Origin of the sequence: Lysobacter terrestris (genome assembly GCF_014489475.1) — a bacterium.
Taxonomy (GTDB): domain Bacteria; phylum Pseudomonadota; class Gammaproteobacteria; order Xanthomonadales; family Xanthomonadaceae; genus Agrilutibacter; species Agrilutibacter terrestris.
The window spans coordinates 2,639,083-2,663,665 of the sequence record NZ_CP060820.1 but is presented as its reverse complement, the minus strand read 5'-3'; the positions used below and the strand labels follow the sequence as shown (position 1 = coordinate 2,663,665).

The window sequence follows — 24,583 nt, the reverse complement described above, 5'->3', positions numbered from 1 at the left end:
CCGCGCGGCTTCGTGACGGCCGCCGGTGCGGCTAGACTGGCCGCATGCAGGACACCGCGAAAAAGCCCGTATCCCCGCTCGCCAGCCGCTTTCGCGGCTTCCTGCCCGTGGTGGTGGACGTGGAAACCGGCGGCTTCGACTGGAACCGCCACGCCCTGCTCGAGATCGCGGTCGCACCGATCGACATCGACGACGCCGGGCAGTTGTTCGTCGGCCCCGTCACCAGCAGCCACGTCGTACCGGCCGCCGGCACCGACATCGACCCGAAGTCGCTGGCAGTCACCGGCATCATCCTCGACCACCCGTTCCGCGACGCCAAGCCAGAACGCGCCGCGCTCGACCTCGTGTTCGCGCCGGTGCGCGAGGCGATGCGCCGGCACGGCTGCCAGCGCGCGATCCTGGTCGGGCACAACGCGCACTTCGACCTCAACTTCCTCAACGCGGCGATCGCCCGCGTCGGCCACAAGCGCAGCCCGTTCCACCCTTTCAGCGTGTTCGACACGGTGTCGCTGGCCGGCGTGGCCTACGGGCAGACGGTGCTGTCGCGCGCGGTGCAGGCCGCGGGCCTGGAATGGCGCAACGAGGACGCGCACTCGGCGGTGTACGACACCGAGCGCACGGCGCAGTTGTTCTGCCGGATCGTCAACGGTTTGCCGATGCTGAAGATGCCGGCGTCGCCGCCCCCGGATGCGGCCGACGAAGTCGATTCGCACGCGGTCTGAGCCCGCACAGCAAGAGCTCCCCTCATCTGCCCTGCGGGCATCTTCTCCCCGCTGCGCGGGGAGAAGTAAGAGGCAGCGCGCGCGATTGGACGGTCCCTACGGCGACGCCAGCTTCAACCCGACCAGCCCGGCCACGATCAGGACCACGCTGCCGACCCGCAACGCATTCAACGGCTCGTCGAACAGGACGATGCCGAGGATCACCGTGCCGACGGCACCGACGCCAACCCACACCGCGTAAGCCGTCCCCACCGGCAGCGACTTCATCGCGATGCCGAGCAGCCCCAGGCTGATCACCATCGCGGCGACCGTGCCGATCGACGGCCACAGGCGGGTGAAGCCCTCGGTGTATTTCAGGCCGATGGCCCAGCCGACTTCGAGCAGTCCGGCGAGGACGAGGATGATCCAGGGCATGTCGTGTCTCCAATCACGTGGGGCCGTCCCCGGATGATGATGGAGAGGCGGGTCGTCCCGCTTCCCGCCCGCGACTCAATTCACGGGCCGATCCAATGATGCCGCGCGGGCGGCCCGGAATGGCAAACCACGGTGGTTTGCTTACACGGTGGTTTGCTTAATAGCGTCCAAGGCAGATGGTCAGCCGCGCTGCCGCACCGCTTCGAACAAGGTCACGCCCGACGCCACCGAGACATTGAGGCTTTCGACATCGCTGCCGCCCGGCATCGGGATCTTCACCAGCTGGTCGCAGTTCTCGCGCGTGAGCCGGCGCAGGCCGTCGGATTCGCCGCCGAGCACCAGCGCGACGTTGCCGCGCAGGTCGAGCGACCAGAACGAGGTCTCGGCTTCGCCGGCGAGGCCGTAGATCCACACGCCCATCTGCTGCAGGTCGCGCAGGGTGCGCGAGAGGTTGGTCGCGGGAATCACCGGGATGCTGTCCGCCGCGCCGGCCGAGGTCTTGCGCACGGTCGCGTTGACCTGCACCGCCTTGTCCTTCGGGAAGATCACCGCGGTCGCGCCCGCCGCCGCCGCGCTGCGCAGGCAGGCACCGAGGTTGTGCGGGTCCTGCACGCCATCGAGCACCAGCACCAGCGCCTTGCCCGCGGCGGCCTCGACCAGGCCCTGCAGGTCGTTCTCGCTGTAGGTCTTGGCCGCGGCATAACGCGCGACCACGCCCTGGTGGCGCAGATTGCCGACGACGCCGTCCAGCGCCTGGGTGGCGACGCGACGCACGTCGATGTCCTTGCGGCGCGCCTGCGCCTCGATCTCGACCAGGCGCGGGTTCTTGGCGCCGGCCTCGATCAGGACTTCGCGTACGTTGTCGGCGTCATGCTCGACGGCGGCCGACACCGCGTTGATGCCGGCGATCCATTGTTTGGTGCTCATGTTGGTTCCGTAGGGCGGGCCCTGGCCCGCCGTTTATGAGACATGCCGCGCAAGGCGGGCCACGGCCCGCCCCACGCAACGCCTGCCCATTATCTCAGTACTTCTGCTTGACCCGCTTCGCCGGCTTTCCCCGCGGCGGCAGCGGCTTCGCCCCACGCTCCTCGACCAGGCGGAAATCGATCTTCCGGTCCTCGACGCTGGCCTTGAGCACGATGATGTCGACGCGGTCGCCGAGGCGGAATTCGCGCCCGGTGCGCTCGCCCGCCAGGGTCTTGCGGATCGGATCGAAGTGATAGAAGTCGCTGGGCAGCTGGGTAACGTGGACCAGGCCGTTGACCTTGGAGTCGTCCAGTTCGATGAACAGCCCGAAGCTGGTGACGCCGCTGATCACGCCGGAGAACTGCCCGCCCACGTGCTGCTCCATCCACGCGGCGCGGAAGCGCTCGTCGACTTCGCGCTCGGCCTCGTCGGCGCGGCGCTCGCGCTCCGAACATTGCAGCGCCAGCGCGGCCATCGCGCTGGGCGGGTATTTGAACTGCTCGACGCGCGCACCGCTCAGCGCGTGCTTGATCGCCCGGTGCACCAGCAGGTCGGGATAGCGGCGGATCGGCGAGGTGAAGTGCGCATACGCCTCCAGCGCCAGGCCGAAATGGCCCACGTTGTCCGGCGAGTACACCGCCAGCGACTGGCTGCGCAGCAGCACCGATTCCAGCAGGGCGGCATCGGGGCGCTCGCGGATCTTCTTCAGCAGCGCGGTGAAGTCGCGCGGCTGCACCTTGGCCCACGGCGGCATGCGCAACGCGAATTCCTTGAGGAACTCGAGCAGGTCGGCGTATTTCGCTTCCGGCGGCCGCTCGTGGATGCGGTACGGCGCCGGCACGTGGCGCGCCAGCAGGAACTTCGCGGCTTCGACGTTGGCCGCGATCATGCATTCCTCGATCAGCTTGTGCGCATCGTTCCGCTGCAGCATGCCCGCCTGCACGACCTCGCCCTGCGGGCCGAGGACGAATCGCACTTCGCTGGATTCGAACTCGATCGCGCCGCGGCGTTCGCGTGCCTTGGCCAGGACGCGGAACAGCTGGTGCAGGTGTTCGATGTTCGGCAGCAGCGAGCCGATCTGCGCCTGCGCGTCGGCCCTGGCCTCGTCCGGCACGTCGCCGACGGCGTTCCACACCAGCGTGTAGGTCAGCCGCGCGTGCGAATGCATCACCGCTTCGTAGAACTTCGATTGCGTGACCTCGCCGTCGCGGTTCACCTGCATGTCGCAGACGAAGCACAGGCGGTCGACCTTCGGCATCAGCGAGCAGATGCCGTTGGACAGGGTCTCCGGCAGCATCGGCACGACGAAGCCCGGGAAATACACCGACGTCGCGCGTTTCTGCGCTTCGTCGTCCAGCGGGGTGCCGGGGCGCACGTAGTTCGAGACGTCGGCGATCGCGACCACGAGGCGGAAGCCGTCGCGGTTGGGTTCGCAATACACGGCGTCGTCGAAGTCCTTGGCGTCCTCGCCGTCGATGGTGACCAGCGGCAACCGGCGCAGGTCGACCCGCGACGCGGCGGTCGCCGCGTCGACGGTGAGCGGCACCGCCGCGGCTTCGGACAGCACCTCCTGCGGGAATTCGTGCGGCAGGTCATGGCCGTGGATCGCCGCCTGCACCGCCAGCGAAGCGGTCAGTCGCTCGCCCAGCACGGTGAGCACGCGGCCGATCGGCGGGCGCCACGAATCCGGCGCCTGGGTGATCTCGGCCACCACCAGCTGGCCGTGCTTCGCATCGCCGCGCGCATCGGGAGGGATCTGCAGGTTGCGCTGGATGCGGCGGTCGTCGGGCACGACGTAGCTGATGCCGGATTCGGTTTCGAAGCGGCCGATCAGGCGGTTGAGGCGCCGTTCCAGCACTTCGACGATCGCGCCTTCGCGGCGACCGCGCCGGTCCACGCCGGTCACGCTGGCGAGCACACGGTCGCCGTGCATGGCCTTGCGCATCTCCGCCGGCGGGAGGAACAGGTCGTCGCCGCTCTTGCCCGCTTCGGGGCGCAGGAAACCGAATCCGTCCGGATTGGCGATGACGGTGCCGGCGATCAGGTCCAGGCGTTCGGTCGGGGCGAATTCGCCGCGCCGGTTCAACAGCAATTGGCCGTCGCGGAGCATCGCCGCCAGGCGCTTGTTGAGCGCCTCGAAACGATCCGGCGCGGCCAGGTCCAGACGCTGCGCCAGCGCATCGGCCGAAAGCGGGCCGTCGCCGAGCAGGCGCAGGATCAGCTCGCGACTGGCGATGGGCTGGTCGTAGCGGCTGGCTTCGCGCTCGGCGTGGGGATCGTGGTGGGCCGCACCGGGATGGCCGCCCGCGCTCGGGGCTCCGCCTCGGGGCGAGGGCCGTGATGCGTTCCGCGGCTTGAACCCGCTCGGCGGCGGTTCCGGCATCCATCCCGGCCGCGACGCGGCGCCCTTGGCGCGGCCCGCGCCCTTCTTCGCGGTGCTTCCCGCGGACTTGGCCGCGCTACCCGATCGACCGGGACCTGCGTTGTGGCCGCTGCCCTGGCCCGTGGTTTTGCGACCACCCGTGGTCTTCTTTTTCATCGCGGCATGGTCGCACATCGCCATGGCGGGGGCCGTCGGGATGAACCGGATCGCGGCCGGCAGCGGCCCGTTGAAAAAGTTGCATCACGAATCGTTGACAAGCGCGCCGCCGCAACGCAACATACGCGGCCTCGCAGCGGCTCACGCCGGAAGCGAAGCCCAGGTGGCGGAATTGGTAGACGCACTAGTTTCAGGTACTAGCGGGTAAAACCGTGGAGGTTCGAGTCCTCTCCTGGGCACCAACGAGTTCAAGCAAAAGCCCCGCAGCGATGCGGGGCTTTTTCTTTTCCCGGTCTGGCGGCGCGCGGCCGGACGGTTGTCGCCCCGCGGGCTTCGGGGCTATGGTCCCTCCACATCCCCAACCGCGGGCGGCGCACCGGTGCGTCGCCCGTACTGCTTTCTGGAGTCTGGCCATGCACGCACAACGCCTCGACGAACCCATCCTCCCCGCCCTGTTCGTCTCCCGCCTCGACAGTGAACGCATCGAGGCATTGCTCGATTCGCCCGCGTTCCAGCACCTCGACACTTCCGCCCTGCGCGCCGAACTCGACCGCGCGGAGATCGTCGAACCGGCGCAGATGCCGCCGGACGTCATCACCATGAATTCCACCGTCCGCCTGGCCCTGCACGACGGCAGCGAACGCGAGGTCACCCTGGTCTATCCGAATGGCGTCGATGGCCGCAGCGACCGGGTTTCCATCCTCGCCCCCGTCGGCAGCGCGCTGCTCGGCCTGCGCGTCGGCCAGGCGATCCGTTGGCCCGCGCCCGGCGGCAGCGTCGACCTGCGCGTGCTCGCCATCGGCTACCAGCCCGAAGCCGCCGGCGACCTGCATCGCTGAACGCGCACGGCGTGCGTGACGCGCTCACGCCCGCCGGTAGAATCCGGCTTCACGCTTTACCTCCCAACGATCTACCTCCTTAAGGCCTCGCCCCCTCCATGAGCGATACCGTCCGACCGGTCTTCCACGGCTTCGAACAGATTCCCCTGCGCGAGTACGCCGAGCGCGCCTACCTCGACTATTCGATGTACGTGGTGCTCGACCGCGCCCTGCCCTTCCTCGGCGACGGGCTCAAGCCGGTGCAGCGCCGCATCATCTATTCGATGAGCGAGCTCGGCCTCAACGCGGGGGCCAAGCCGAAGAAGTCAGCGCGAACCGTCGGCGACGTGATCGGCAAGTACCACCCGCACGGCGACAGCGCCTGCTACGAGGCGATGGTGCTGATGGCGCAGCCGTTCTCGTACCGCTATCCGCTGATCGAGGGCCAGGGCAACTTCGGTTCGTCGGACGACCCCAAGTCGTTCGCGGCGATGCGCTACACCGAATCCAAGCTGACCCCGATCGCCGAGGTGCTGCTGGGCGAACTCGGCCAGGGCACGGTCGACTGGGATCCAAATTTCGACGGCACTCTGGAAGAACCGACGTGGATGCCGGCGCGCCTGCCGCACCTGCTGCTCAACGGAACCACCGGCATCGCGGTCGGCATGGCCACCGACGTGCCGCCGCACAACCTCAACGAAGTCGTCAGCGCCTGCGTGCGCCTGCTCGACGATCCGGACGCGACCACGCGCGACCTGTGCGAGCACATCCTCGGCCCGGACTACCCGACCACCGCCGAGATCATCACGCCGCGCGCGGACCTGATCTCGATGTACGAAACCGGCCTAGGCAGCGTGCGCGCGCGCGCCGTGTTCGAGAAGGACGGCGCCAACATCGTCATCACCGCGCTGCCCTACCAGGCCTCGCCGAGCAAGGTGATCGAACAGATCGCCGCGCAGATGCGCGCCAAGAAGCTGCCGTGGCTGGAAGACATCCGCGACGAATCCGACCACGCCAACCCGACCCGCATCGTGCTGGTGCCGCGTTCCAACCGCGTCGATGTCGAACAGCTGATGGGCCACCTGTTCGCAACCACCGACCTGGAGAAGAGCTTCCGCGTCAACTTCAACGTGATCGGCCTGGACGGCCGCCCGCAGGTGAAGGGACTGAAGGCCTTCCTCGGCGAATGGCTGAACTTCCGCACCGACACGGTGACGCGCCGCCTCAAGCACCGCCTCGACAAGGTCGAGCGTCGCCTGCACCTGTTGGATGGCTTGCTGGTCGCGTTCCTCAACCTGGATGAAGTGATCCGCATCATCCGCAGCGAGGACGAACCGCGCCCGGTGCTGATGCAGCGCTTCGACCTGAGCGAGGAGCAGACCGACTACATCCTCGAGACCAAGCTGCGCCAGCTGGCGCGCCTGGAGGAAATGAAGATCCGCGGCGAACAGGCCGACCTGGAAAGCGAACGCGACCGCCTGATCGCCACGCTCGACAGCAAGGCCAAGCTGAAGAAGCTGATCAAGGACGAACTGCTCGCCGACGCCAAGAAGTTCGGCGACGCCCGCCGTTCCCCGCTGGTGGCACGCGGCGCCGCGCAGGCACTGTCGGAAACCGAGCTGGTCGCCAGCGAACCGATGACCATCGTGATCAGCGAGAAGGGCTGGGTGCGCGCGGCCAAGGGCCACGACGTCGACGCCGGCGCGCTCAGCTACCGCGACGGCGACGGCCTGCTCGCCGCGGCGAAGGGCCGCAGCACGCAGCAGGTGGCGTTCCTCGATTCCACCGGCCGCGCGTATTCGACCGTCGCGCACACGCTGCCCTCGGCGCGCGGCAACGGCGAACCCCTGACCGGCCGCTTCTCGCCGGCACCGGGCGCGTCGTTCCAGGCGCTGGCCACGGGCGACAACGACACCAGGTTCGTCCTCGCCTCCTCGCACGGTTACGGCTTCATCACCCGCTTCGAGAACCTCACCGGCCGCAACAAGGCCGGCAAGGCGATGCTGTCGCTGACTCCCAACGCCAGGGTGCTGCAACCGGCTCAGGCCGCGGGCGAGCACGACCGCGTCGTCGCCGTCACCAACGTCGGCCACCTGCTGGCGTTCCCGGTGTCGGAGCTGCCGGAACTCGACAAGGGCAAGGGCAACAAGATCATCGACATCCCCAAGGCCAAGCTCGGCACCGAGCGCGTCGTCGCCGTGGCCGTGGTGCCGCAGGGCGGCACCCTGGTGGTGAAGTCGGGCGCGCGGACGATGTCGCTGTCGTTCAAGGACCTCGACGAATACGTCGGTGCGCGGGCGACGCGCGGCGGGTTGTTGCCGCGCGGGTGGCAGAAGGTGGAAGGGCTCGACGTCCAGTAGTCGGCCTGCGCGCGCGTCGCGAGCCCTCGCGACTGCGCGTGCTTCGTAGCCCGGGTAAGCGAAGTGCACCCGGGTTCCACGCAATCCCCGGGTGCGGGCTGCGGCCTTACCCGGGAACAGAAAATCACTGCATGCAACCCGACTTCTGGCACCAACGCTGGCACGACAACCAGATCGGCTTCCACCAGGACAAGCCGACGCCGCTGCTGCTCAAGCACTGGCCCGGGATCGGCATGCCGGCGGGGGCAAAGGTGTTCGTGCCGCTGGCCGGCAAGTCGCTGGACATGGTCTGGTTCGCGTCGCAGGGCTATCGCGTGCTCGCGGTGGAGCTCTCCCCGCTGGCGATCAAGCAGTTCATCAGCGAACACGGCATCGTCCCGGAAGTGCGGGAATCGCAGTACGGCACGCATTACATCGCCGGTAACGTCGAGATCATCCAGGGCGACGTGTTCGCGCTGGATGCCGCCGCCCTGGAAGACTGCAGCGTCGTGTTCGACCGCGCCGCGCTGATCGCGCTGCCGCCGGAACTGCGCCGGCGTTACGTGGACGAGGTGTATTCCCTGCTCCCGCCGGGCTGCCGCAGCCTGCTGATCACGCTCGAGTATCCCCAGGGCGAGAAGCAGGGCCCGCCCTTCAGCGTGGGCGAAGCGGAAGTCCGCGACCTGTATGCGGTCGACTGGCACGTCGAGGTGCTGGAGCGCCGCGACATCCTGGCGCAGCAACCGGCCTTCATCGCGGACGGCGTGACGGCGCTGGACACCGTGGTCTACCGGCTGATCCGCCGCTGATGCGCTTTGTGATCCGTTGCGGACGCAGCGTTCGCGACTGATCCGGATGTAACCCCTCAGTGCCGGAGCTGCGCGGCCCACTCCGATGCCGGCCGCGCGCGCGAGAACAGGAAGCCCTGCCCCAGCTCGCAGCCCATCTCGAGCAGGTAGTCGCGCTGCTCGTCGGTTTCCACGCCTTCGGCGATCACGTCCATGCCCAGGGTGCGTGCCATCGCCAGCACCGCGCGCACCACCGCCGCGCTGCCGCCGCGCTCGCCGCGTTGCAGCGCGCTGACGAAGGACCGGTCGATCTTGATCGAATGCAGCGGGAACCGGTGCAGGTAGCTGAGCGAGGAATACCCCGTACCGAAGTCGTCCAGCGCGGCCACGATGCCGGAGTTGCGCAGCGCCTCCAGCGTCACCCGCACCTGCTCCGGATTGTCGAGCAGCGCGCCTTCGGTCACTTCCAGGCGGATGCGGTCGTGCGAGAGCTGGTAGGTGTCGAACAGGTCCAGCATCTGCTCGGCCAGCGTCGGTGAGCGGAAGTGCCGCGGCGACACGTTCAGCGTCACGTAGCCGCTGTCCTCGCCCAGCAGCCCGATCTCGCGGCAGGCGCGTTCGAACAGTTGCCAGTCGATCTGCTCGACGCTGCCGTTCTCCTCGGCGACTTCGAGGAATTCGCCGGGCGGGACGAGCCCACGCTGGGGGTGGCGCCAGCGCAGCAGCGCCTCGTAGCCGACCACGTGCAAATCCGAAAGGCGCACGATCGGCTGGAAGTGCGGTTCGAATTCGTAGCGCTGGATCGCCCGGCGCAGGTCGTTCTCCAACTCCAGCAGCTGTAGGGCCTCGCGATGCAGGCGTTCGTCGAAGATCTCGAAGCGCTGGCGCCCGTGTGCCTTCGCGCGGTACATCGCCACGTCGGCGTCGCGCAGCAGCTCCTCGGCGCGCCGGTAGCGCGAATGGCCCAAAGCGATGCCCACGCTCGCCGAGGTGAACAACTCCTTGCCGCTGATGTGCATCGGCTCGCTGAGCGATTCGATCGCCCGTTGCGCCACGTGGCAGGCTTCCTCGGGCAGGTTGACGTCCTCCAGTAGCACCGCGAACTCGTCGCCGCCCAGGCGCGCGACCACGTCGAACGGGCGCACGCAGCCGGCCAGCCGTGCCCCGGCCTGCTTGAGCATCTCGTCGCCGGCGAGGTGGCCGACGCTATCGTTGACGACCTTGAAGCGGTCGAGATCGAGGAACAGCACGGCGAAGCGATGGTCGGGATTGCGCTGCATCCGCGCGATCGCCCGCTCCAGCGCTTCGTACAGGAAGCTACGGTTGGGCAGTCCGGTGAGCGAGTCGTGCATGGTCTCGTGCATCAACTGCTGCTCGGCGCGCTCGCGTTCGCCGATCTGTTCGCGCAATGCGCCGACGACCTTGGCGAGTTCGCGGGTGCGGTCCGTCACCCGGTTTTCCAGTTCCGCCTGCGCCTGCTTGCGGTCGAGCGCGGTCAGGATGTGCTGGGCGACGTAGGCCAACAGCGCCCGGTCCTCCTCGCCGTAGCGTTCGGCGGCGTCGTAGCTCTGCACGAGGACCGCGCCGCGCACCGTGCCTTCCGACACCATCGGCACGCCCAGCACGTCCTCGGCGATGGCGCCGAAATACACGCCCTCGGGAATGCCGAGCTGCCTGACCACCTGCACCGGCGGCCCCATGACCGCCCTGCCGCTGCGGATCACGCCGAGCGTCATGGTGTCGCGCATCTGCGCTTCGGGAATGTCCACTCCGGTATCGATGATGCCCGGATCCTTCTCGTCGGCGTGGTAGATCACTCGCAGCGTTTCGCGCTCGATGTCGTACAGCGCGATGATGAGGTTGCGCGCATACATCAGTTCGGCGACCACCAGGTGGATGCGCCGCAACATCTCGGCCATGTCCAGGTCGCTGCTGGCGAGGTCGGCGATGCTGTACAGCGCGGACTGCAGTTTTTCCCCGCGCTGGCGTTCGAGCACTTCCTCGGTCAACGCCCGCGTTCGGTCCTCCACGCGATGCTCCAGCTCCATCTGCACCTGTTTGCGCTGCAGGGCGATGAGGATGTGCTGGGCGACGAAGCCGAGCTGGGCGCGGTCGGCCTCGGTGTAGCGACCGCGGCGGTTGTAGCTCTGCACCACCAGCGCGCCGCGCACGACGCCTTCCGACACCATCGGCACGCCCAGCCAGTCCGCGCTGCCGGGGCCGAACTCGCCCGCCGGTTCGAGCCCGAACTGTTCGCGCAACTGGTGCGATGGCCCCATCGCCGGCAAGCCGCTGCGGATCACCGCCAGGGTCAGGCTGTTGCGCAGCCGGGCAGCGGGCACTTCCTCGCCGACGGTGAACCCGTTCGTCCCGTTCTCGTCGGCGTCGTAGACGAACCGAACCGTGTCGCGCTCCGGTTCGTGCAGCGCGATCAGGAAGTTCTCGGCGTACATCAGCCCGGCCACGACGGCGTGCGTGCGGCGCAGCATCTCGCGCATGTCGAGCTCGCTGCTGGCGAGGTCGGCGATCGAATACAGGGCGGTCTGCAGCTGCGCGGCCTTGCCGATCCGGCCGGTGGCGTTGTGCGCGGCCACCAGTTCGATCTCGGCGCGCATCCGCGCCGACAACAGGGTGAGGAAATCGACCAGACCGGCCGGCGTGCCGCCGGGCAGCGCGCATGCCTCCGGCCAGTCGGCGAGGAAAACGGCGCGGGCGTAGTCCAACGAATGCGCCATGCGCACCCAGCCATTGCCGACCACGCCGCCGGCGACGCTGGCGCGACGCGCCAGGGCTGCGTCGATGAGCCGGGCTTCTTCCTGCGTCAACGGCGTGGTCGGCCATTGGTGGCGGCGCAGCTGGCCTTCCGCGTTGGTGCCCGAGACCCACACCAGCCGTGCGTTGCGGCAACCGAAGACCGTCTCGGCCATGCGCAGGACGACGGCATCGATCTCCCCCGGCCGGGTGGGCGGTTCCGGAATCGCGACCCCTTCCAGCACGCGCACGGATGCGGGCACGGAAGGGTCGGGCCCGCGCGGCGGCTGGAATGATCTGGCCATGGCAAATATCCAACGCCGCAACGGGCCGAAAACGGCCGTCCTTCGCTGTGCGCCGAAGTCCTACGCCAGCGCCGCCTCGTGCACGCCGGCCACGGCCCGGCCCGAGGGGTCGGCCTGGGTCGCGAACGCCGCGTCCCAGGCGATCGCCGCCGGCGAGGAACACGCGATCGACTTGCCGCCCGGCACCGTCTGCGCGCAGGCCACCCCCGGGAAGAACTGCTCGAAGATGTGGCGGTACAGGTAGGCCTCCTTGCTCTGCGGCGGGTTCACCGGGAAGCGGCTGGCGGCGGCGGCAAATACCCGGTCGCTGACCTGCGCCTGCGCGTGCGCCTTCAGCCCGTCGATCCAGCCGTAACCGACGCCATCGCTGAACTGCTCCTTCTGCCGCCACAGGATCGACTCGGGCAGGTAGTCCTCGAACGCCTCGCGCAGGATCGCCTTTTCGATCGCCTTGCCGCCGCCTGCCCGCGGCCGCGCCATCTTGAATTTCGCGTCCATGCGCATCGCCACGTCGAGGAAGTCCACGTCGAGGAACGGCACGCGCGGTTCCACGCCCCAGGCCATCATCGACTTGTTCGCGCGCAGGCAGTCGTAGTTGTGCAGCGCGTCGAGCTTGCGGATGGTTTCTTCGTGGAATTCGCGCGCGTCCGGCGCCTTGTGGAAATACAGGTAACCGCCGAACACCTCGTCGGCGCCCTCGCCCGACAGCACCATCTTCACCCCCATCGCCTTGATCCGTCGCGCCAGCAGGAACATCGGCGTGGACGCACGGATCGTGGTCACATCAAAGGTCTCGATGTGGCGGATCACGTCGGGCAGCGCGTCCAGGCCCTCCTCGAAGGTGTAAGTGAAGCCGTGGTGCACGGTGCCGAGTGCTTCGGCGGCGACCTTCGCCGCGGCGAGATCGGGCGATCCTTCCAGGCCGATCGCGAACGAGTGCAACCGCGGCCACCAGGCCTCGGCCTGGTCGTCTTCTTCCACCCGACGCCGCGCATAGCGCGCGGCCACCGCCGCGACCAGCGACGAATCCAGCCCGCCCGACAGCAGCACGCCGTAGGGCACGTCCGACATCAGCTGGCGATGCACGGCGCACTCGAACGCTTCCCGCAGTTCCTGCTTGGCGACTTCCACCTCGCGCGTCGCGGCGTGGTCGCACCACGGCCGGGCGTAGTAGCGCACGGCTTCGCCGCGTTCGCTGTCGAAGTAATGACCGGGCGGGAACTGCGCGACGTCGGTGCAGGTATCGGCCAGCGCCTTCATCTCCGAGGCGACCCACAACCGGCCGTCGCCGTCGTGGCCCCAGTGCAGCGGGCACACGCCGATCGGGTCGCGGGCGATCAGGTAACGCTGCCGCGCGCGATCCCACAGGGCGAAGGCGAAGATGCCGTTGAGCGCGTTCAGCCACGTCGCGGGGTCCGCGTCGCTGCGATACAGCGCGTTGATCACCTCGCAGTCCGAACCGGTCTGGAACGCGTAGGGCGTGGCCAGCTGCTGCTCGAGGTCGCGGTGGTTGTAGATCTCGCCGTTGACCGCGAGCACCAGTTCACCGTCGCCCGAACGCAACGGCTGCGAACCGCCGGCGGGATCGACGATGGCCAGGCGTTCGTGGACCAGGATGGCGCCTGGATCCTGGTGCACGCCGCTCCAGTCCGGGCCGCGGTGGCGCTGGCGCTGCGAGCGTTCGAGCGCGGATCGGCGCAGGGCGTGGAGATCGTCGCCGGCCTGCAGGCCGAAGATGCCGAGGATGGAACACATGGGAGGACTCCTGGTGGCGTTTTTTGGGGAGGGTTGGGGAAATTCCGGAGGCGAAAACGACGAAGCCCGCGCTTGCGGCGCGGGCTTCGTGAGCGATCGGGGCGTTGTCTAGACGCGCACTAATCGCCGGCCCGCGGGTGGCTGGCGTTATTGCGGTTGTTATTGGCGCGCTGGAACGCGACCTGGCCGGCCACGGCCACACAGCCGCGGAGTGCGGCGGCGTGCATGCGGGCAAGGGTCAGGACGGAGGCCATGGACCGATCCTGCTTCAGCCCGGAGCGCGTTGCAAGCGAAGGTTTCGGCTGCAACAGAGCGCCGCACGAGTTCAGCTAAGCTCGGCGGCGGAGGGAACGCCCATGCTCAAGTGGATCCGGCGCGGCCTGCTGGCCCTGTTGCTCGTACTCGTCGTCCTTGCGCTGGCCGCCTGGTGGCTGCTGCGCGGCAGCCTGCCGCAGCTGGAGGGCGAGCTGTCCCTCGCCGGCCTCTCCGCCCCGGTGAGCATCCAGCGCGACGCGCTCGGCGTGGTCACCATCGAAGCGGACAACCCCAGCGACGCCATGCGCGCGCTCGGTTACGTGCATGCGCAGGAGCGTTACTTCGAAATGGACCTGCTGCGGCGCACCGCCGCCGGCGAACTGGCGGAGCTGTTCGGCCCGATCGCGGTCGGCGTCGACAAGCAGCACCGCGTGCACCGCTTCCGCGCCCGCGTCGAGGCCGACCTCGACGCGGTCATCGGCACCCATCGCCCGGAAATGCAGGCTTATGTCGACGGCGTGAACGCCGGGCTGGGCGACCTCAAGGTCCGCCCCTGGCCGTACCTGCTGCTGCGCACGCAACCCGAGCCGTGGCAGCTGAGCGACTCGCCACTGGTCGCCTATGCGATGTATTTCGACCTGCAGGACGGCGAGAACGCGCGCGAACTCGCGCTGTGGAAGATGCGCCCGCACCTGCCGCCGGCGTTGTTCAAGCTCATCACCCACGACGGCAGCCGCTGGGATGCACCGCTCACCGGCCGCTCGCGTGGCGATGCAGTGCCGCCCACGGCGCAGGAAGTGGACCTGCGCCGGCTACCGCACCCGGAACAGGCCGGCGATGCACAGCCGATGCCGCGGGTGATCGGCAGCAACAACTTCGCCGTCTCCGGCGAGCTCACCCGCGACGGCCGCGCCATCGTCGCCGACGACATGCACCTGGGACTGCGCGCACCGAACCTGTGGTTCCGCGCGCAATTGCGCTACCGCGATCCGCGCGCACCCGACGGACGCGTCGACATCGGCGGCTTCACCCTGCCCGGCTTCCCCTTCACCGTGGTCGGCAGCAACGGCCACGTCGCCTGGGCATTCACCAACAGCTACGTCGACACGCTCGACTGGGCCGTGCAGGACGTGTGCGGGGCGCAGCCGACGGCGGCCTGCGTGCCGTCCGTCCATCACCGCGAGCAGATCGCGGTCGCCGGCAGCGATCCGGTCGACTTCGACATCGAGGAAACCGCGTGGGGCCCGGTGCTGGCGCACGACGCGCGCGGCCGCGCGCTAGCGCTGCGCTGGGTGGCGCACCTGCCCGGATCGTTGAACCTCAACCTGGTCGAGATGGCGCGGGCACGCACGCTCGCGGACGCGGTGGAGGTCGCGCGGCGTTCGGCGATTCCCGCGCAGAACATGCTGATCGCCGACAGCCAGGGCGCGATCGGCTGGCGCTGGCTCGGCCCGATCCCGGTGCGCGCTGCCGGCTGCGATCCGTCGCAACCGATCGAATCCACCGCGCTCTGCCCGCCGTGGCCCGTGAGCACGACGCGCGCACCGCTGCTGCTGCCGACGCGCGGCCGGCTGTGGACGGCCAACAACCGCGTCGTCGGCGACGACCTGCTGGCGCTCGCGGGCGATGGCGGCAGCACGCTGGGCGCGCGCGCGCGACAGATCCGCGACGATCTCGACGCCAAGGCGCAGCTCACCGAACGCGACCTGCTGGCGGTGCAACTCGACGACCGCGCGGTCTTCATGCGGCCGTGGTGGCAGCTGCTGCGCGACGAAGCCACGCGCAGCCGGCAACCGGCACTCGGCGAGCTCGCCCGTGCCGCCACCGCGTGGCAGGGCCGCGCGAGCATCGATTCGGTCAGCTACCGCATCACCCGCGCCTGGCGCCGCGCCGTCACCGACCGCGTGCTCGATGGCCTGACCGGCCCGGCGCAGGTCGCGCTCGGCGACGACTTCGTCATGCCCGGCCTGCAGCAGCAGGAAGGCTTCGTGTGGCCGCTGGTGACGCAACGTCCCACGCACCTGCTGTCGCCGCGTTATGCGGACTGGAACGCGTTGTTCGAAGACGCCGCGCGCGAGGTGCGCGACGAACTGCAACAACAGGGACCGCTGGCCGAACGCACCTGGGGCGAGCAGAACACCGCGAAGATCTGCCATCCGCTGGCGCGTGCCCTGCCCGGCTTCGTGCGCGGCAACCTGTGCATGCCGTTCGAACCGCTGCCGGGCGACGTCGCGATGCCGCGCGTGCAGGCGCCCGATTTCGGCGCATCCGAACGCATGGTCGTGGCCCCCGGCCACGAAGCCGACGGCATCATCCACATGCCCGGCGGCCAGAGCGGGCACCCGCTGTCGCCGTTCTGGGGCTCGGGGCACGACGACTGGGTGCACGGGCGGCCGACGCCGTTCCTGCCGGGAGCAACGCAGTACACGCTGCGGATGGCGCCACCGAAGTGACGTAGGCCAGCTGGCTGTTTCCCCTTCCCTTCTCCCCGCGCAGCGGGGAGAAGGTGCCCAAAAGGGGTGGATGAGGGGCCGCCGGCGAAGCCGGCGTGGAGTGCCGACTAAACCAGCATCCGCTCGATCAACTCCAGATACAGCTCCGGCAACAGCTCCAGATCCGCCACCGCCACGTGCTCGTCCACCTTGTGGATGCTGGCGTTCACCGGCCCGATCTCGATGCACTGCGCGCCCAGCGGCGCGATGAAGCGGGCATCGGAGGTGCCGCCGCCCGTGCTTTCCACCGGCGCGGCTCCGCTGAACTTCGCCAGCACCTCGCGCGCGTTGGCGCGCAGCAGGCCCTCCGGCGTGTGGAAGGGCTCGCCGCCGCGATGCCAGTGCACTTCGTAGTCGAGCCCGTGCGCGCGCAGCACCGCCTCGCATTCCTGCTCCAGCTGCACCGCGCGCCAGTTCGGATTGAAGCGCAGGTTGAACAGCACGCGCAGCTCGCCGGGGATGACGTTGTTGGCCCCGGTGCCGGCATTGATGTTGCTGATCTGCAGGCTGGTCGGCGGGAACGTTTCGTAGCCGTCGTCCCAGCGGCGTGCGGCCAGTTCGGCCAGCGCCGGCATCGCCTGGTGGATCGGGTTGCGCGCCTTTTCCGGGTAGGCAACGTGGCCCTGGATGCCGCGCACCGTCAGCGTCGCCGACAACGTGCCGCGACGGCCCACGCGCAACAGGTCGCCGAGCTTCGCCGTCGACGAAGGCTCGCCGGTGACGCACCAGTCGATGCGCTCGCCGCGCTCGCGGAAGAGGTCGGCGACCTTGCGCACACCGTCGATGGCATCGCCTTCCTCGTCCGAGGTCAGCAACAGGCCGACGCGCCCGCTGTGCCCGGGGTGTGCCGCAACGAAGCGCTCCAGCGCGATCACGAAGGCCGCCACGCTGCCCTTCATGTCGGCGGCGCCACGGCCGTAGAGCAGCCCATCGCGGATTTCCGGCACGAACGGATCGCTGGCCCACGCCTCGCGCGGCCCCGGCGGCACCACGTCGGTGTGGCCGAGCAGCACCAGCGTCGGTCCGCCGTCGCCGTGTGTCGCCCACAGGTTGTCGACGTCGCCGAAGCGCAGGTGTTCGCAGTGGAAGCCGGCGCGCCGCAGGCGCTGCGCGATCAGCTCCTGGCAGCCGGCGTCGTCGGTGGTGATCGACGGCCGGGTGACCAGTTCCTTGGTGAGGTTGACGACCTCGCTCATGCGGTGTTCCTTCTGCCATCCCGAGAGAAGGGACCTGCTGTTGTCTTGCTGCCAGACAACAGGTCCATCGCTTCGCCCGGGATGACGATAAAAGTCAGATATCGAAGCGCTTCTTGAAGCCGTTGTCGCTGAAGCCCTGGGTGATCGCGCCATCGTCTGTAACCACCACCGGGCGCCGGATCAGCTGCGGATACTCCTTCAGCAACAGCTTCCATTCGGCGTCCGAACCGGGCGTCTTGCGGCTGTCCGGCAAGGTGCGCCACGTGGTCGACGACTTGTTGATCATCGCCTCCCAGCCGCCGAGCCTGTCCTTCCAGTCGACCAGTGTTTCGGGCGCCTGGCGGTTGTCGCGGTAATCGACGAAGGCGTGCGCGACGCCGAAGCGGTCGAGCCACTTGCGCGCCTTCTTGCAGGTGTCGCAGTTGTTGAGGCCGTAGAGCGTGGTGGTCATTCTTCTACTTGTCCTTGGACTTTGGAATCGTCATCCCGGCGAAAGCCGGGATCCGGCTGTCGACTCCGCTCTGAATGGATAAGCAGCAGCAAAAACTGGATCCCGGCTTTCGCCGGGATGACGAGAAGAAAATGCGCTTACTCGGCCAGGCCGCGCAGCAGCTCGTTGATCGAGGTCTTCGAGCGCGTCTTGGCGTCGACCTGCTTGACGATCACCGCACAGTACAGCGAGTGCGAACCGTCCTTCGACGGCAGCTGGCCGGACACCACCACGCTGTACGGCGGCACCGAGCCGTAGCTGATCTCGCCGGTCATGCGGTTGTAGACGCGCGTCGACTGGCCGAGAAACACACCCATGCCGATCACGCTGTGGTGGCCGACCACGAAGCCTTCGACCACTTCCGAGCGCGCACCGATGAAGCAGTGGTCCTCGATGATCGTCGGCGAGGCCTGCAGCGGCTCCAGCACGCCGCCGATGCCGGCACCGCCGGACAGGTGGCAATGCTTGCCGATCTGCGCGCACGAACCCACCGTCGCCCAGGTGTCGACCATCGTGCCCTCGCCCACGTAGGCGCCGATGTTGACGAAGCTCGGCATCAGCACCACGTCCTTGCCGATGTGCGCGCCGCGACGCGCGATCGCACCCGGCACCACGCGCGCGCCGACCTTGCGGAACTCGCTTTCGCTGAAGCCGGCGAAACGCGCGGGCACCTTGTCCCAGAACGGCGCCGGCTGCGCATCGACCAGCTGCATCTCGTTGACGCGGAAGTACAGCAGCACCGCCTTCTTCAGCCATTCGTTGACCTTCCAGCCGCCCTTGCCGTCCGGCTCGGCGACGCGGAATTCGCCCTGCTCCAGGCCTTCGATCACCCGCTCCACGGTCGGACGCGTCGAGCCGTCGATCTCGTCGAGCGACAGCATCGCGCGGCGCTCGAACGCGCTTTCCACCATGAACTTCAGTTCGTCCACGCCCGGCCCCTTCGGCGCGGTCTTCTTCGCGACCTTGCGGGCCGGCTTCTTCTCGCTCATTGCTTTTCTCCATCGAGGCAGGCCAGCAGCGCTTCGCGCAGGGCCTGCTGTTGCGTTTCGTCCAGCGCTTGGTCGTGCTGGTCGGTGATCTGGAACACGTCCTCGGCGCGCTCGCCGAAGGTCGCGATGCGCGCGTCGTGCACGCGCAGGTGTTGCTGGCGCAGGACCTGCGCGACATCCGCGAGCAGGCCCGGGCGGTCGTTGCAGACCAGGCTGAGCATCGTGCGCCCGGCCTGGCCGCCGGCGACGGCGTCGAAGCCGATCTGCGCGGCGATGCGGAAATGGCGCAGGTGGCGCGGTTGCGTGCGACGCGTCGGGCGGATGCCGTCGAGCGAGCCCGACAGCGCGGCGGACAGGCGCTGCTCGACGTCCTCCGCATGCGGATTGTGGCGCGTATCCGCCGGCACCACTTCGAAGCTGTCGAAGACCATCGCGTGCGGGCCATCGAGCACGCGCGCCTGCTGGATCGCGAGTCCGGCGCGGTCGAGCGTCGCGACGATCGCAGCGAAGAGGCCATCGCGGTCGGGCGAATGCACGAAGACCTCCAGCGCGCCCTCGTCGCCGCTCACCGGGCGGGCGCGGACGCAGCCCGCACCGATGGCGACATCGCGCAACGACGCCGCCTGCCAGGCGATCTGGTCCGGGCGGCTGCGTTCGAAACCGATCTGCGGCATGCGCGCGAACAGCGCATCGACCTCGGCATCGCTGCTGCCGAACGCCGTCAGCGTGGCGCGGGCTTCAGCGCGGGTTTCCTCACTGCGCTCGTCGGCGGCGACCGGGTTCTCCAGGCCACGACGCAAGGCCAGACGCGTGGCCGTGTACAGGTCGGCCATCAGCCGGTCCTTCCACGCGTTCCACAGCTTCGGCGACGTGCCGGCGATGTCGGCGCAGGTGAGCAGGTAGAGGTTGTCGAGCCGCTCGCGGTCGGCCACCAGTGTGGCGAAGCGGTGGATGACCTCGGGATCGGCGATGTCCTGCTTCTGCGCGGTCACCGACATCAGCAGGTGCTGTCGCACCAGCCACGCGACCAGCGCGGTGTCGCCTTCCGACAATTCATGCGCCTCGCAGAACTCGCGCGCGTCCACCGCGCCCAGCTCGGAATGGTCGCCGCCGCGGCCCTTGGCGATGTCGTGGAACAGGCCGGCCAACAGCAGCAGTTCCGGCTTGCGCAGGCGCGGCCAGACCTGGTGCGCCAGCGCGAAGCGCTCGTCGGCTTCGCCCGACGCGAACGAGGCGAGGTTCTTCATCACCGCGAGCGTGTGCTGGTCGACCGTGAAGACATGGAACAGGTCGAACTGCATGCGCCCGGAGACCTGGAAGAACGCCGGGATCCAGCGTCCGAGCACGCCCAGGCGCGCCATCCGCGACACGGTGGCAACAGGCTGCGGACCGCGCAGCAGGCGCATGAAGCGCTGGCGCAGTTCCGGCGTCGCTTCGAAGTAGGCCGGGATGCGGCCCAGCGCCTCGGCCAGCGCCCGCGCCGTGCGCGAGTGCAGGCCACGGACCGCGTCGTTGCCGCCCCATGCGGCGAACAGCGCGAACAGTTCGTCCATGTCGCGCGGCCATTGCGCATCGCGCGCGGTGAGGTAGCCGCGGCGCAGTTCGAACAGCTCGTCGAGCGGCTGCGGCTCGCCCTCGCCTTCCAGCTGTTCCTCGAAGCGCTGCAGCAGGCGGTCGCCGATGCGCAGGATGCGCGCGGCAGCGCGGTAGAAACCCTGCATCATCTGTTCGACGGCAAGGTTGTCGGCGTTGTCGACGTGACCCAGGCGCGCGGCCAGCAGCTTCTGGTAATCGAAACGCAACCGCTCCTCGCGCTTGCCGGCGATCAGGTGCAGGCCGAAGCGCAAACGTGCGAGCACGCGACGCTCGCGCTCCAGCGTGGCGAATTCGTCGGCGCCGAGCTGGCCGATCGCCATCAGCGAATCCGGATCCCAGGTGCCGATGATGCGCAGGGCGACCCAACGCAGCGTGTGCAGGTCGCGCAGGCCGCCCGGGCCTTCCTTGATGTTCGGCTCGAGGTTGTCGGCGGTGTCGCCGAAGCGGGCGTGCCGCGCGCGCTGTTCCTCGCGCTTGGCTGCGAAGTAGTCGCGCGCCGGCCAGATCAGTGCCGGCGAGATCGCGTTGGCCAGGTGCGCGGCCGCATCGAGGTCCGCCACTAGCATGCGCGCCTCGAGCAGCGCGGTGAGCACGGTGACGTCGTCGAGCGCCGCGCGCGTGCAGTCTTCGGCGGAACGCACGGCATGCCCGATCGGCAGGCCGGCGTCCCACAACAGGGTGAAGAACCGCGCCAGTGCGTCCGCATGATCGGCTTGTGCGCCGGCTTCGCCGAACACGAGCAGGTCGATGTCGGATTGCGGGAACAATTCGCCGCGCCCGTAGCCGCCCACCGCGAACAGCGACAACGCCGCATCCTGTGGCAGGCAATGCGACCACGCCTCGCGCAACACCGCGTCCACCTGCTGCGCGCGCGCAGCCAGGAGGCGGTCGATGTCGCCGTTGTCGTCGAAGCGCGCGGCCAGGGCGGCATCGCTCTCGGCGATCGCGCCACGCGTCGCCGCAGCCCATTGCGCGTCGGCGACCGGATCAGGATGGGCGGTCGCCGGCGTACTCACAGGTCGTTGTCGTCCCCGGGCAATCGGGTGAGGATCTCCACGCCGGTATCGGTCACCGCCACGGTGTGCTCCCACTGCGCGGACAACTTGCGGTCCTTGGTCACGACGGTCCAGCCGTCCGGCAGCAGCTTGGTGTGGCGCTGGCCTTCGTTGATCATCGGCTCGATGGTGAAGGTCATGCCCGGCTTCAGCACCAGGCCTTCGCCCGCGCGGCCGTAATGCAGCACCTGCGGATCCTCGTGGTAGACCTTGCCGATGCCGTGGCCGCAGTACTCGCGCACCACGCTGAAACGCTCGCCTTCGGCGTACTGCTGGATCGCCTGGCCGATGTCGCCCAGCGTCGCGCCCGGCTTGACCGTGCGGATGCCGCGGAACATCGCTTCGCGGGTCACGTCGACCAGGCGCTTGGCCATCACCGACGGCGTGCCGGCGATGTACATGCGGCTGGTGTCGCCGTGCCAGCCGTCCTTGATGACGGTGACGTCGATATTGATGATGTCGCCGTCCTTGAGGACCTTGGACTCGGCCGGGATGCCGTGGCAGATGACGTTGTTGACCGAGGTGCAGATGGTCGCGGGGAAGCCCTTGTAGCCGACGTTGGCCGGGATCGCGTTCTGGACCTTGACGATGTGGTCGTGGCAGATGCGGTCGAGCTCGGCCGTGGTCACGCCGGGCTTCACGTGGGGGGCGACGACCTGCAGCACCTCGGCGGCCAGGCGGCCGGCGACGCGCATCTTCTCGATCTCGTCCGGGGTCTTGATGGTGATAGGCATCGGCGAATTATCGCCCAAGTAGGCGGGCCCCGGCCCGCCACGGGCAGAACGATGCGACATGACCGGCCCGGGAGCCCCGATCCGGCGGGTCCAGGACCGCCCGCCACCCCGAAGTTGCCCGCAACCGCCCGTCCCGGCATAATTCCGCGGCTTTGCCGGGCCTGGCCCTGCAAGACCGTCACGTCGGACGACACCGACGAATCCACACCCGCTGCCACAGCCCGTGCCGGGGTGTCTCATACAGTCTGGAGCCAAGGCTCCAGTACGAAGTAGGAGATCTGGACACGGAGCAGCGGGGAGGCCCAACCCCGGAACCCAGCCTTCAGTGGCAAGCCGCACCTATTCCAAAGCGGCCGGTTCCCCTTCGGAGTTACTGCAATGCCCCAGATCACCATGCGCCAGATGCTGGAAGCCGGCGTCCATTTCGGCCACCAGACCCGTTACTGGAACCCCAAGATGGGTCCGTACATCTTCGGTGCCCGCGGCAAGATCCACATCATCAACCTCGAGAAGACCGTTCCGCTGTTCAACGACGCGATGAACTTCATCTCGGGCGTCGCCCAGAAGCGCGGCGTCATCCTGTTCGTCGGCACCAAGCGTTCGGCGCGCGACTCGATAAAGGAAGAAGCCGAGCGTTGCGGCATGCCGTTCATGACCCAGCGCTGGCTGGGCGGCACCCTGACCAACTTCGCCACCGTGAAGAAGTCGGTCGCCCGCCTGAAGGAACTGGAAGCCGCTGAAACCGACGGCACCTTCCAGAAGCTGGTCAAGCACGAAGTGCTGACCCTGCGCCGCGAGCGCGACAAGCTGGAAGCCTCGCTGGGCGGCATCAAGGACATGAACCGCCTGCCCGACGCCCTGTTCGTGATCGACGTCGGCCACGAAGACATCGCCATCAAGGAAGCCAAGAAGCTCGGCATCCCGGTGATCGCGGTGGTCGACACCAACTACGATCCGGAACTGGTCGACTACGCCATCCCGGGCAACGACGACGCCATCCGCGCCGTGCAGCTGTACGCCCGCGCCGCCGCCGACTCGGTGTTGGAAGGCAAGGCCGCCGCCCCGCAGGCCGCTTCGGTCCGCGAGGAAGAGTTCGCCGAAGGCGCTGAAGGCGAAGACAAGGGCGCTCGCCGCGCCCCGGCCAAGAAGGCCCCGGCCAAGAAGGCCGAAGCGGCCGAGTAATCGGCGCGTCATGCGGCCGCGCCACGCTGCGCGGCCGCTTCGTATCTGTGCAGGGCGGGCCTTGGCCCGCCGTGCCGACTCTGGCGGGCCTGCCTTTCAAGGCTCGAACCCGCCCTACAAATCTTGAGGTAACCCCCATGGCAGAAATCACCGCTTCCCTGGTCAAGGAACTGCGCGAGCGCACCGGCGCCGGCATGATGGAGTGCAAGAAGGCGCTCACCGAGAACAACGGCGACATCGACGCCGCGGCCGAGTGGCTGCGCAAGTCGGGCCTTGCCAAGGCCGACAAGAAGGCCAGCCGCGTCGCCGCCGAAGGCCGCGTCGCCGTCGCCCAGAACGGCGGCAAGGCCGTGCTGGTCGAGATCAACTCGGAAACCGACTTCGTGGCGAAGGACGGCAACTTCGTCGCCTTCACCGACGCCGTCGCCCAGGCCGCCCTGGCTTCCGGCGCCGCCGATGTCGAAGCGCTGAAGGCCGTCAAGCTGGCCTCCGGCGAAACCGTCGAGGAAAGCCGCGCCGCCGCCATCTCCAAGCTCGGCGAGAACATCCAGATCCGCCGCATGGTCGTGATCGACAGCGCCAACAACGTCGCTGCCTACGTGCACGGCGGCAAGATCGGCGTGTTGGTCGAGGTCAAGGGCGGCGACGCCGACCTGGCCCGTGGCATCGCGATGCACGTCGCCGCGATGAACCCGCCGTACAACAAGGCCGCGGACGTCCCGGCCGAGTTCGTGGCGAAGGAAAAGGAAATCGAGCTGGCCAAGATGTCCGACAAGGACAAGGCCAAGCCGGCCGAGATCCTCGAGAAGATCATCAGCGGCAAGATCGCCAAGATCGTCAACGAGGTCACCCTGTACGGCCAGCCGTACGTGCTGAACTCCGACCAGACCGTCGAGCAGGCGGTGAAGGCCGCCGGCGCCGACGTGGTCGGCTTCCAGCGCCTGGTGGTCGGCGAAGGCATCGAGAAGGTGGTCGAGGATTACGCCGCCGAAGTCGCCAAGGCGATGCAGGTCTGATCGATCGATCCGCCGGAACCCTGGTTCCGGCGCACGAAAAAGCCGCGGGAAACCGCGGCTTTTTTGTTGGCGGCGCATGGCGGACGGCTTACGGCGCACTCGCTTCGGCCTTCCCGTGAAGGCAGGGCTTTCGGCAAGTGCACTGCCCCGGCATCCCGGACCGTCGTTTCTGACTTTCAGG

18 protein-coding genes and 1 tRNA gene are annotated in these 24,583 nt (G+C 68.5%); 8 read left to right on the top strand and 11 right to left on the bottom strand.

The window, feature by feature from the left end; translation table 11 throughout:
• The first annotated feature begins 44 nt into the window (after positions 1–44).
• Positions 45–722, top strand: coding sequence for a ribonuclease T (gene rnt, locus H8B22_RS12395; protein ID WP_187711720.1), 678 nt, complete (start codon positions 45–47; stop codon positions 720–722).
• A gap of 96 nt (positions 723–818) precedes the next feature.
• Here the strand turns inward: rnt and sugE are convergent, their stop codons facing one another.
• From sugE to rnr, 3 genes are all read right to left on the bottom strand, one after another.
• Positions 819–1,136, bottom strand: coding sequence for a quaternary ammonium compound efflux SMR transporter SugE (sugE, locus tag H8B22_RS12390; protein WP_187711719.1), 318 nt, complete (start codon positions 1,134–1,136; stop codon positions 819–821).
• A 180-nt stretch (positions 1,137–1,316) separates the two neighbouring features.
• The gene (gene rlmB / locus H8B22_RS12385) at positions 1,317–2,063 is read right to left on the bottom strand and encodes a 23S rRNA (guanosine(2251)-2'-O)-methyltransferase RlmB (RefSeq protein ID WP_187711718.1); all 747 of its coding nucleotides are present in this window, start codon (positions 2,061–2,063) and stop codon (positions 1,317–1,319) included.
• Positions 2,064–2,157: 94 nt separating this feature from the next.
• Positions 2,158–4,641 carry a ribonuclease R gene (rnr, locus tag H8B22_RS12380; protein ID WP_187711717.1) on the bottom strand — a complete coding sequence of 828 codons (2,484 nt, stop codon included), beginning with the start codon at positions 4,639–4,641 and terminating at the stop codon, positions 2,158–2,160.
• A 157-nt stretch (positions 4,642–4,798) separates the two neighbouring features.
• Here rnr and H8B22_RS12375 point away from each other — a divergent pair.
• The 4 genes from H8B22_RS12375 to H8B22_RS12360 all read left to right on the top strand — a co-directional run bounded on the left by H8B22_RS12375 (position 4,799) and on the right by H8B22_RS12360 (position 8,607).
• Positions 4,799–4,883, top strand: a tRNA-Leu gene (locus tag H8B22_RS12375).
• A gap of 171 nt (positions 4,884–5,054) precedes the next feature.
• Positions 5,055–5,480 carry a nucleoside diphosphate kinase regulator gene (gene rnk, locus H8B22_RS12370; protein ID WP_187711716.1) on the top strand — a complete coding sequence of 142 codons (426 nt, stop codon included), beginning with the start codon at positions 5,055–5,057 and terminating at the stop codon, positions 5,478–5,480.
• 98 nt (positions 5,481–5,578) lie between these two features.
• Entirely contained in the window at positions 5,579–7,819 is a 2,241-nt protein-coding gene (gene parC, locus H8B22_RS12365) for a DNA topoisomerase IV subunit A (protein WP_187711715.1), read from the top strand.
• A 131-nt stretch (positions 7,820–7,950) separates the two neighbouring features.
• Positions 7,951–8,607: a thiopurine S-methyltransferase gene (locus tag H8B22_RS12360; protein WP_187711714.1), complete on the top strand. Its 657-nt coding sequence runs from the start codon at positions 7,951–7,953 to the stop codon at positions 8,605–8,607.
• A gap of 56 nt (positions 8,608–8,663) precedes the next feature.
• On the opposite strand, the gene H8B22_RS12355 is transcribed toward H8B22_RS12360, so the two are convergent.
• From H8B22_RS12355 to H8B22_RS14945, 3 genes are all read right to left on the bottom strand, one after another.
• Positions 8,664–11,600 carry a bifunctional diguanylate cyclase/phosphodiesterase gene (locus H8B22_RS12355; RefSeq protein WP_187711713.1) on the bottom strand — a complete coding sequence of 979 codons (2,937 nt, stop codon included), beginning with the start codon at positions 11,598–11,600 and terminating at the stop codon, positions 8,664–8,666.
• A gap of 102 nt (positions 11,601–11,702) precedes the next feature.
• Entirely contained in the window at positions 11,703–13,397 is a 1,695-nt protein-coding gene (asnB, locus tag H8B22_RS12350; protein WP_187711712.1) for an asparagine synthase B, read from the bottom strand.
• 119 nt (positions 13,398–13,516) lie between these two features.
• On the bottom strand, positions 13,517–13,651 hold the full coding sequence (locus H8B22_RS14945; protein WP_284690668.1) for a hypothetical protein: 135 nt from the start codon (positions 13,649–13,651) through the stop codon (positions 13,517–13,519).
• Between the two features lie 102 nt (positions 13,652–13,753).
• Here H8B22_RS14945 and H8B22_RS12345 point away from each other — a divergent pair, with 102 nt between their 5' ends.
• Positions 13,754–16,105 carry a penicillin acylase family protein gene (locus H8B22_RS12345; RefSeq protein ID WP_187711711.1) on the top strand — a complete coding sequence of 784 codons (2,352 nt, stop codon included), beginning with the start codon at positions 13,754–13,756 and terminating at the stop codon, positions 16,103–16,105.
• A 107-nt stretch (positions 16,106–16,212) separates the two neighbouring features.
• Here the strand turns inward: H8B22_RS12345 and dapE are convergent, their stop codons facing one another.
• The 5 genes from dapE to map all read right to left on the bottom strand — a co-directional run bounded on the left by dapE (position 16,213) and on the right by map (position 22,204).
• Positions 16,213–17,340: a succinyl-diaminopimelate desuccinylase gene (gene dapE / locus H8B22_RS12340; RefSeq protein ID WP_187711710.1), complete on the bottom strand. Its 1,128-nt coding sequence runs from the start codon at positions 17,338–17,340 to the stop codon at positions 16,213–16,215.
• A gap of 94 nt (positions 17,341–17,434) precedes the next feature.
• Positions 17,435–17,791 carry a Spx/MgsR family RNA polymerase-binding regulatory protein gene (locus H8B22_RS12335; RefSeq protein ID WP_187711709.1) on the bottom strand — a complete coding sequence of 119 codons (357 nt, stop codon included), beginning with the start codon at positions 17,789–17,791 and terminating at the stop codon, positions 17,435–17,437.
• A 137-nt stretch (positions 17,792–17,928) separates the two neighbouring features.
• On the bottom strand, positions 17,929–18,819 hold the full coding sequence (dapD, locus tag H8B22_RS12330; RefSeq protein ID WP_187711708.1) for a 2,3,4,5-tetrahydropyridine-2,6-dicarboxylate N-succinyltransferase: 891 nt from the start codon (positions 18,817–18,819) through the stop codon (positions 17,929–17,931).
• Positions 18,816–21,431, bottom strand: a complete 2,616-nt coding sequence (gene glnD / locus H8B22_RS12325; protein ID WP_187711707.1) for a [protein-PII] uridylyltransferase — start codon at positions 21,429–21,431, stop codon at positions 18,816–18,818. The genes dapD and glnD overlap by 4 nt, the downstream gene beginning before the upstream one ends.
• On the bottom strand, positions 21,428–22,204 hold the full coding sequence (gene map, locus H8B22_RS12320; RefSeq protein WP_187711706.1) for a type I methionyl aminopeptidase: 777 nt from the start codon (positions 22,202–22,204) through the stop codon (positions 21,428–21,430). Before map ends, glnD begins: the two co-directional genes overlap by 4 nt.
• A gap of 378 nt (positions 22,205–22,582) precedes the next feature.
• Here map and rpsB point away from each other — a divergent pair, with 378 nt between their 5' ends.
• On the top strand, positions 22,583–23,386 hold the full coding sequence (gene rpsB, locus H8B22_RS12315; RefSeq protein ID WP_187711705.1) for a 30S ribosomal protein S2: 804 nt from the start codon (positions 22,583–22,585) through the stop codon (positions 23,384–23,386).
• A gap of 137 nt (positions 23,387–23,523) precedes the next feature.
• The gene (tsf, locus tag H8B22_RS12310) at positions 23,524–24,402 is read left to right on the top strand and encodes a translation elongation factor Ts (protein WP_187711704.1); all 879 of its coding nucleotides are present in this window, start codon (positions 23,524–23,526) and stop codon (positions 24,400–24,402) included.
• The last annotated feature ends 181 nt before the right edge of the window (positions 24,403–24,583 follow it).